Source organism: Streptomyces physcomitrii, from assembly GCF_012273655.1.
GTDB classification, from domain to species: Bacteria; Actinomycetota; Actinomycetes; order Streptomycetales; family Streptomycetaceae; genus Streptomyces; species Streptomyces physcomitrii.
In genome coordinates, this window is record NZ_JAAWWP010000031.1 from 50,491 (window position 1) to 59,741 (window position 9,251).

The 9,251-nt window shown below is 74.3% G+C and carries 5 protein-coding genes and 1 pseudogene; 3 read left to right on the plus strand and 3 right to left on the minus strand.

Features of this window, described 5'->3' with window-relative positions; all coding sequences use genetic code 11:
* Positions 1–22: 22 nt before the first annotated feature.
* The gene (glgB, locus tag HFV08_RS29590; protein WP_312885884.1) at positions 23–2,674 is read left to right on the plus strand and encodes a 1,4-alpha-glucan branching enzyme; all 2,652 of its coding nucleotides are present in this window, start codon (positions 23–25) and stop codon (positions 2,672–2,674) included.
* A 155-nt stretch (positions 2,675–2,829) separates the two neighbouring features.
* Here the strand turns inward: glgB and HFV08_RS29595 are convergent, their stop codons facing one another.
* A complete protein-coding gene (locus HFV08_RS29595; RefSeq protein ID WP_168543658.1) occupies positions 2,830–3,477 on the minus strand; it encodes a TetR/AcrR family transcriptional regulator in 648 nt (215 codons plus the stop codon).
* Positions 3,478–3,661: 184 nt separating this feature from the next.
* On the opposite strand from HFV08_RS29595, the gene HFV08_RS29600 reads away from it, so the two are divergent.
* Together HFV08_RS29600 and HFV08_RS29605 are read left to right on the plus strand one after the other, a co-directional pair.
* Positions 3,662–5,059 (plus strand): MFS transporter, encoded by a 1,398-nt coding sequence (locus tag HFV08_RS29600; RefSeq protein ID WP_168543659.1) that lies wholly within the window; start codon positions 3,662–3,664, stop codon positions 5,057–5,059.
* The gene (locus tag HFV08_RS29605; protein WP_168543660.1) at positions 5,056–6,270 is read left to right on the plus strand and encodes an FAD-dependent monooxygenase; all 1,215 of its coding nucleotides are present in this window, start codon (positions 5,056–5,058) and stop codon (positions 6,268–6,270) included. The genes HFV08_RS29600 and HFV08_RS29605 overlap by 4 nt, the downstream gene beginning before the upstream one ends.
* On the opposite strand, the gene HFV08_RS29610 is transcribed toward HFV08_RS29605, so the two are convergent.
* Entirely contained in the window at positions 6,254–8,509 is a 2,256-nt protein-coding gene (locus tag HFV08_RS29610; protein WP_168543665.1) for a HelD family protein, read from the minus strand. The two genes, HFV08_RS29605 and HFV08_RS29610, sit on opposite strands and share 17 nt — an antisense overlap.
* Before the next feature lie 518 nt (positions 8,510–9,027).
* A pseudogene (locus HFV08_RS29615) lies at positions 9,028–9,251 on the minus strand (C4-dicarboxylate transporter DctA); the annotation flags it as partial.

Below are 9,251 nucleotides of genomic sequence, written 5' to 3' on the forward strand. Positions count from 1 at the left end.
CGCCCCGAGGAAGGCACCTCCCGTGACCCCGAGCCCGTCCCCCGGCCGCCGCGCCCGCCCCGCCGAGCAGCCCGGCTCCCCGCCCCCGGCCGCCCCGCGGCGCGGCGCCCGCAAGCTGGGCACCCTCGCCTACACCGACCCCGCCCCCGGCGAGTCGGCCGCCCCGGGCACCGCCCCGGCCGCGGCCACCGGCGGCCCCGAGCGGCGCGCCCCCGCCGAGCACGGCGAGGCGGCCGAGAAGCACGGCCGCCGCCCGTCCCCGGCCGAGCCCGCCCGCCCCCGGGCGAAGACGGCGAAGCCCGGCCGCCCGGCGAAGTCCCCGGCACCCACCGCTCCGGCCGGGGACGCGGCACCGCCCGCCGCCACGGGGGACGCGGCACCGCCCGCCGAGACCCCCGGTGCGGCCTCGCCGCCCACGCCCGCATCGCCCGCCCCCGATCCGGCCGCACCGCCCGCCCCCGAGCCCGGTCCCGCCGCCCTCTCCGCCGAGGACCGGCGGCGCCTGCTCGACGGGACGCACCACGAGCCGCACGCCGTGCTCGGGGCGCACCCGGTCGCCGAGGGCCTCTGCTTCCGGGCGCTGCGGCCCTTCGCGCGCGCGGTCACCGTACTCACCGAGGGCGCCGCGGGCACCCCGGGCGCCGCGTACCCCTTGGACGACGACGGTGAGGGCTTCTTCTCCGGGCTGCTGCCGCTGCGTTCGGTACCCGGGTACCGTCTGCGGATCGACTATCCGGACGGCGTGCACGAGGTCCACGACGCCTACGGATTCCTGCCCGCGCTCGGCGAGTTCGACCTGCATCTGATCGGCGAGGGCCGCCACGAGGAGCTGTGGAAGGCGCTCGGCGCCGAGCCGATGGTGCATCAGCGGGTGGCCGGGACCCGGTTCACCGTCTGGGCGCCCCACGCGCGCGGGATCCGGGTCACCGGCTCCTTCAACTACTGGGACGGCACCGGCTTTCCGATGCGTTCGCTGGGCTCGACCGGGGTGTGGGAGCTGTTCGTGCCGGGGGTGCGCGAGGGCGAGCTGTACAAGTTCGAGATCACCCGCCCGGACGGCTCGAAGACGCTGCGCGCCGACCCGATGGCCCGCCGCACCGAGGTGCCGCCCGCCACCGCCTCGATCGTCGACGTCTCCCGCCACGAGTGGCAGGACGCGGACTGGCTCGGCAGGCGCGGCACCATCCCGGTCCACGAGGCGCCGTTCTCCGTCTACGAGCTTCATCTCGCCTCCTGGCGACCGGGCCTGACGTACCGTCAGCTCGCCGAGCAGCTGCCCGCGTACGTGAAGGACCTCGGCTTCACGCATGTGGAGCTGATGCCGGTCGCCGAGCACCCCTTCGGCGGCTCCTGGGGCTACCAGGTCACCGGCTTCTACGCGCCGACCTCCCGGATGGGCACCCCGGACGACTTCAAGTACCTGGTGGACGCGCTGCACCGGGCCGGTATCGGGGTCCTGATGGACTGGGTCCCGGCGCACTTCCCGCGCGACGACTGGGCCCTCGCCGAATTCGACGGCCGCCCGCTGTACGAGCACGAGGACCCGGCCCGGGCCGCCCATCCGGACTGGGGCACCCTGGAGTTCGACTACGGCCGCAAGGAGGTGCGCAACTTCCTGGTCGCCAACGCGGTCTACTGGTGCCAGGAGTTCCACATCGACGGCCTGCGGGTCGACGCGGTGGCCTCGATGCTCTACCTCGACTACTCCCGCGAGGAGGGCGAGTGGAGCCCGAACGAGCACGGCGGCCGGGAGAACCTGGACGCGGTCGCCTTCCTCCAGGAGATGAACGCGACCGTCTACCGCCGGGTGCCCGGAGTGGTCACCGTCGCCGAGGAGTCCACCGCCTGGGACGGCGTCACCCGCGCCACCCACCACACCGGACCCGGCGGCTTCGGCGGCCTCGGCTTCGGCCTGAAGTGGAACATGGGCTGGATGCACGACTCGCTCGGCTACATGCAACACGAGCCCGTGCACCGCAAGTTCCACCATCACGAGATGACCTTCTCGATGGTGTACGCGTACAGCGAGAACTACGTCCTGCCGATCTCGCACGACGAGGTGGTGCACGGCAAGCGCGCCCTGGTCTCCAAGATGCCCGGCGACTGGTGGCAGCAGCGGGCGGGCGACCGCGCCTACCTGGGCTTCATGTGGGCACACCCGGGCAAGCAACTCCTGTTCATGGGCCAGGAGTTCGCCCAGGGCGCCGAGTGGTCGGAGGGGCACGGACCGGACTGGTGGCTGCTCGACCCGGCCTACGGCGCGGAGCCCGATCACCGGGGCGTACGCGATCTGGTGCGCGAGCTGAACACCGTCTACCGGCGTGAACTCCCGCTGTGGCAGCGGGACACCGACCCCGCCGGGTTCTCCTGGGTCGCCGGGGACGCGGCGGAGGACAATGTCTTCGCCTTCCTCCGGCACGACGCCGCCGGCTCCCCGCTCCTCGCGGTGTCCAACTTCTCGCCGGTGGTGCGCGAGGACTACCGCCTCGGCGTCCCCGAGGAGATCCCGGCCTGGCAGGAGATCCTCAACACCGACGAGGAGCGCTTCGGCGGCAGCGGCATCCCCAGCACCCGGGGCCCGGCGAAGCCCGAACCCCACCCGGCCCACGGCCGCCAGGCGAGCATCGGCCTCACCCTGCCGCCGCTGGCCACGGTGTGGCTGCGCCCGGCCTGAGGGACCCCCGGGGAGCCTGGTCCTGAGGTTCCCGGAGCACAGCCGCGTGGCCCGGACGGAGGCAACTCCCGTCCGGGCCACGGTGTTTCCGGGCGCGCGACCCCGCGTACCGCACAGCCCTCGCGTACCGCCCGGACCCCGCGTACCGCCCGGTCCTACGTGGTCCGGTAGGCCCGCAGGAAGGTCCGCACCCCCTCGGTGACGAGCGGCCGGACGCGGGGGTCCTCCACGGCGTTCGCGGAACCGAGCCGGTCCAGGGGGACGCCGAAGGCCAGCGCGATGAACTGGTCGGCCGCGAGCCGGGGGTCGGGGACGTGGAGCAGCCCGGCCTCGGCGAGGGCGGCGAACCGCTCGGCCAGCGCCTCGTCGGGGGTGTCGGCCATGGAGTTGTAGCCCCGGTGCGGCAGATGGCCGGACTCGGCGCGGACCAGCCGCTGCAGGGTGGCGTACTCCGCCGAGCCGAGCATGTCGGTCGCGATCCGCATCGAGAAGGTGATCAGGGCGTCCTCCAGGCCGGCGGCCCCGGGCAGCGCGGTCAGGGTGTCGTCCAGGGTGCGCCGGACGGTGGTGATCAGCGACTGGCCGACGCCGTCGACGACCGCCTGGAGCAGCGTCCGCTTGTCGCCGAAGTAGTCGTAGACCGTCCGCTTGGACACCTTCGCCCGGGCGGCGACGGCGTCGACGCTGGACCGGTCGAACCCCTCGGCGAGGAACAGCTCCCGGGCCGCCGCGAGGATCGCGGCCCGCTTCTGGGCGGACCCCTCGCGCAGCGTCTTCTCACCCGGTGTCTTCGTGGTCGGCATGGGCTCATCCTAACGGTTCTACACTGCACGGTGTAGTGTAGTTCTGGAGCCGGGGCGCGGACCGTACGAGTCCACCCGCCCCGGCCGGCACGGCCGCGCGGGCGGCGGGTACTTCCGCCTACACCCGCCCCGCGCGCCTCTCCCGCCCTCCGACTCACCCGGCCACGACGGAAGAAGGACGTCCATGACCGCAACTCTGGCTGCCCCGGCCCGTATCGGGAGGTCCGCTGTCGGGGCCCTCGGGCTGCTGGCGCTCGCCACCGGCGCCCTGGAGTCGGTGGTGACGCCGACCCTCCCGCTGCTCCAGCGCGAGCTGGGCATGACCCCCGCCGAAGGGGCGCTGCTCAGCATCGTGCTGCTCATCACCGGGGCGCTGGTCACCCCGGTCGCGGGCAGGTTCGGCGACCGCTACGGCGGAAAGAAGGTCCTGATCCGGCTGATGGCGGTGGTCTCGGCAGGGGGTCTGGTCTCCGCCCTGGCGCCGAATCTGCCCGTGCTGTTACTCGGCCAGATACTGCAGGGGGCGATGGTGGGCGCGCTGCCCCTGTCGTTCATCCTGGTGCGCGCGCACCTGCCCGCCGGAGAGTCCAAGGTCGCCATCGGGGTGGTGAGCGGCCTGTTCGTCGGCGGCGGGATGGCGGGCACGCTGTCCGCCGGGCCGGTGGCCGAAGGGCTGTCCCGGCACTGGATGTTCGCGCTGCCGACCCTCGCGGTCATCGGGGCCGCCCTCCTGGTCAACAGCCTGATGCCCGAGGACCCGCCGGGCCGCTCGGACCGGGCCGGGGTGGACTGGCCGGGCCTGGTCCTGCTGAGCGGGACCCTGGTCACGCTGATGCTGGTCCTCGCGCTCGCCCCCGAGGCCGCCGCGCAACCGCTCGCGCTCGGCGCACTCCTCGTGGTCCTGGCCGCCTTCACGACCGGCTGGATCGCCGTGGAGCGCCGCGCCCTCGCGCCGATGGTCGATCTGCGCCTGCTCGCCCGGCCCGCGGTGTGGAAGTCCTGCGCCCTGACTTTCGTGATCTGCCTGGGCACCTCGGTGGCCGTCTACCTCGTCCCGCAGCTGCTCGCGGTCTCCGAGCAGGAGTACGGCTTCGGGGCGGGCGCCACCGAGATCGGCTTCATCCTGCTGCCCGGCGCCCTGACCGCCGCCCTCGCCGGACCGCTCAGCGGGATCGGCGCCCGGCGCTTCGGCTCCCGCGCCGTGGTCACCACCGGCACCCTCCTGATGATCGCCGCCCTGCTCGCGCTGACCGCCGCGCACACCGAGATCTGGCACCTGGTCACCGGCAAGGCCCTGATCGCGCTCGCCAACGGCCTCTGCGTCACGGCCCTGGTGACCCGCACCGCCACCGGTGTCGAGCAGCACGAGACCGGCATCGCCACCAGCCTGGTCCTGGTGACCCGGGTGCTCGGCTACGCGGTCGGCGCGCAGCTCAGCGGCGCGCTCCTCACCGCCCGGACCCCCTCCGGCTCGGACGTCCCGGCCGAATCGGCCTTCGCCACCGGCTTCTTCCTCGCCGGCGCCGTCACCGCACTGTCCCTGCTCGTCGTCCGCACCCTCGGCAAAGGAGCACAGGAATGACCCGCACCCCGAGGCAGAGTCGTACGAACCCGCCGCGCACGGTCCTGATCTCCGGGGCCGGAATCGCGGGCCCCGCCCTCGCCTTCTGGCTGAACCGCCGCGGATGCGCGGTCACGGTGGTCGAGAAGGCGGCCGCCCCGCGCAGCGGCGGCTACCCGATCGATGTGCGCGGCACCGCCCTGGAGGTCGTCCGGCGGATGGGCGTCCTGCCGCGGCTGCGGGAGGCCCATGTCGACCTGCGGCGGCTGACCTTCCTGGACGGCGACGGCGGCGAGGTGGCCTCGGTCGCCCCGCACGCCGTCACCGGCGGGGTCGGGGGACAGGACCTGGAGGTGCGGCGCGGGGATCTGACCGGCGTGCTGCACGCGGCGGTCCGGGACGACGTGGAGTTCCTCTTCGACGACTCCGTGGCCGCCCTCGACGACTCCGGCCACGGGGTCGAGGTCACCTTCCGCAGCGGCCGGAGCCGTACCGTCGACCTGGTCGTCGGCGCGGACGGGATGCACTCGCGCACCCGGGAGTCCGTCTTCGGCCCCGAGGAGCGGTTCCACCGGTATCTCGGCCACTGCTTCGCCGGGTTCACCGTGCCGGACACCTTCGGGCTCCGCCACGAGGCGGTGCTGTGGAACACCCCGGGCCGGGCCGCGGCCCTCTACGCCACCGGGGACGGCGAGGCGGTGCACGCCTTCCTGACCTTCGCCCACCCGGACCCGCCGTTCCACGCCTTCCGGGATCCGGGGGCCCAACGCGCCCTGGTCTCCCGGGTGTTCGCCGACGCGGGCTGGGAGGTCCCGGGCCTGCTCGCCGCCCTGCACGAGGCGGACGACCTCTTCTTCGACACGGTCAGCCAGATCCGGATGCCCCGCTGGTCCCGCGGCCGGGTCGCGCTGGTGGGCGACGCCGCGTACGCGCCCTCCTTCCTCACCGGACAGGGCACCAGCCTCGCCCTGGTCGGCGCGTACATGCTCGCCGGTTCGCTCGCCGGGCGGGACCACGCCGCCGGCCTCGCCGCCTACGAGCGGAGCACCCGCCCCTTCGTGACCGCCAACCAGGACCTGGCCGGCGAGGGCGGTGCCGCGCTCTTCCCGGCCACCGCCCGCGCCCTGGAGCAGCGCAACGCGATGCTGCGCGGGCTCAGCTCGCTGCCCGCCGCGGAAGGCCGGCCGGCCCATTCGGCCCTCGTCCTGCCCGAGTTCACGGCTGCGGGGTGAACTCCGGGAGCGCCGACCGCAGCGCCCGGGGCAGCTCCCCGGTGTGCACCAGGCCCAGCGACCACGTGGCCCGGGTCAGCGCCACGTACAGGTCGCCGGCCGGGTACTGCTGCGGTTCGACCACGATCACCCGGTCGAACTCCAGGCCCTTGGCGGCCCGCGGGTCGAGCAGGACCAGGTGCCGGGTGAGGTCCGGCTCCTCGCCCGCCCGGATGCCGGGCAGGACCGCGGCGAGTCCGGGGTGCAGGGCGCGCGGGGCGATCACCGCGAGGCGGCCCTCCTCGGGGGTCTCGGCGGCGGCCGCCTCGGCGACGGCGGCGGGCAGGTCCGCCACCGAGCGCGCCCAGGGCCGGGTGCCGGTGGCCCGCACCGAGCGCGGGGCCTCGGCGTCGGGGTTCGCGGCGTGCAGGACCGCGGTGGCGAGGTCCATGATCTCGGCGGGGGTGCGGTAGTTGACGCTCAGCCGGGTGTGCTCCCAGCGGTCGCCGACGTAGGGCGCGAGGATCTGCTCCCAGGAGCCGGTGGCCGCCTCCTGGGAGGTCTGCGCCGGGTCGCCGACCAGGGTCATCGAGCGGGTCGGGCAGCGGCGCATCAGCAACCGCCAGGCCATCGGGGTGAGTTCCTGCGCCTCGTCGACGATGATGTGGCCGAAGGCCCAGGTGCGGTCGGCGGCGGCGCGCTCCGCGGCGCTGCGGTGGTCGGCCTCCTCGTGCCGCTCGGCCATCCGCTCCGCGTCGATGATGTCGTGCGCGGACAGCACCTCGGACTCCTCGTCCTCGAACTCGAAGGTCTCCGAGCCGCGGGAGAGTTCGAGCACGCCCTGCGCGTAGGCGACGCGCTCCTGCTCCTCGGCCCTGGCCGCCGCCCGCTCGGCGGTGTCGTCGTGGCCGAGCAGTTCGGCGGCCTCGTCGAGGAGCGGCACATCGCCCGGGGTCCACGCTGCGCCGGGCTCCCGGCGCAGCGCCGCCGCGTCCTCCTCGGGCAGGCCCGAGGGCGCGGCCAGGAAGTCGGTGAGGAACCCCTCCGGGCTGAGCGCGGGCCACAACTCCTCGACGGCGGCGTGCACTTCGGCGCTGGCCGCGACGCCCTTGCCGAGCTGGGCGAGGTCGTCGGGGCCGAGGAAGTTCGGGCCGCCGTACGGGTCGGTGCCGAGCCGGTCGGCGAGTTGGGCGGTGAGGGCGTCGATCAGCCGGAAGGCGAAGTGCGGGCGGGCCAGGTTGTGCGGCAGCAGGGTGTCCCGGGCCGCCTGCCGGGCCTCGTAGGCGATCTCCCAGTCGACGATCAGGTCGCCGTCCTCGTGCGCGAGCACCAGCGGCTCACCGGGCTCGGGCAGCCGCTGCCGGTCGCGTACGGCGAGGGCGAGCGCCTCGGCCGTCTCGGCGCGGCCCTTGACGGCCGCCGCCCGCGGGGTGTCGGTGCCGGTGGCGCGCACCCCCGGGTACAGCTCGCCGACGCTGGCGAGGAGCACGCCGGTCTCGCCGAGCGCGGGCAGCACCTCGCCGATGTAGCCGAGGAAGGCCGGGTTGGGGCCGACGACGAGGACGGCGCGGCGGGCGAGGAGTTCACGGTGCTCGTAGAGCAGGTAGGCGGCGCGGTGCAGGGCGACGGCGGTCTTGCCGGTGCCGGGGCCGCCCTCCACGACGAGGACGCCGCGGTGCGGGGCGCGGATGATGCGGTCCTGGTCGGCCTGGATGGTGCGCACGATGTCGCCCATCCGCCCGGTGCGCGCCGAGTCCAGGGCGGCGAGCAGCACGGCGTCGCCGGTCGGGTCCTCGTGGCCGGTGCGGGTGGGGTCGCCGAGGTCGAGGATCTCGTCGTGCAGGGCGGTGACGGTGCGGCCCTCGCTGGTGAGGTGGCGCCGCCGGCGCAGGCCCATCGGGGTGTGCCCGGTGGCCAGGTAGAAGGGGCGGGCGACGGGGGCGCGCCAGTCGATGAGCAGCGGGGTGTGCTCGGCGTCGTCCTCGCGGATGCCGACCCGGCCGATGTGGTGGGTGGGCCCGGGCGCGGTGCCGTCCTCCTGGGCCGCGAGGTCGATCCGGCCGAAGCAGAGCGAGCCGTCGACCGCGTCGAGGGCGGCGAGCAGCCCGGAGCGCTCGGCGACCAGCACATCGCGTTCCAGCCGTGCCTGGAGCCCCTTGCCGACCTCGGTCAGCGCGTCGGTCACCGCCTCCTCGGCGTGGCCGCGCAGCGCGTCCACCCGTGCGTAGAGCCGGTCCACGAATTGCTGTTCCTCCCGCAATTCCGGATCCGGGTATTCACTGTTTGACAATTTCGCTCCCGCCCGCATATACTGACCTCAATCTTCGCACGAATTCATATCGCGACTCCATGCGTGCCCCTCTTTCCGCACGGTCGCGAAAGATTCAATATACGCAAGGAAATCCCCCGGCGGCAATTCGACCGCCGGGGGATTTCCTTGCGTCCGGCTCGCTCGGCTCGGTCCCGCGGGACATGGACCCGTGCGGAGAATTCGGCGACTCCGGCGGGGTCCCCGGTCTCGCAGGTGTTCCGGAGCAGCGAGCCCGGTTCGTTCACCAGCTCCGCCCCGTGGTATTCCCGCGACTGCCAGACCCCGAAAGCGACGGCGGCCGGATCGGCGAGCATCGCCATCCGCCCAAGGTCCGGGAGTGTGGGGCTCATGGATCTCGGGCACGGGAAACGGCCCCCCGTACGGGACTGATCCGCGCCGGCGGAGTGCCGGCACGGATCAGTCTCGGGTCCCCGGTGCGCCGGGGAGCCCCGGCGGGCGGCCCCGGTTCAGCTAGTGGCCGCGTCCTGCCGGCCCTCACGCGCCGCGGGGACCTTGGCGGTGTCCTGCGGGTCCGTGCCCTCTCCCGGTCCCGTGTCGCCGTGTCCGTCCGGGCCGTCGGCGGCGGCCTTGTCGAGCCTGCCGTAGTCGAAGGGCGCCCTGCCCGCCAGGACCTCACGGACCCGGCCCTTGTCGATCTCCTTGGTCCACGTCCCGACCAGCAGCGTCGCCA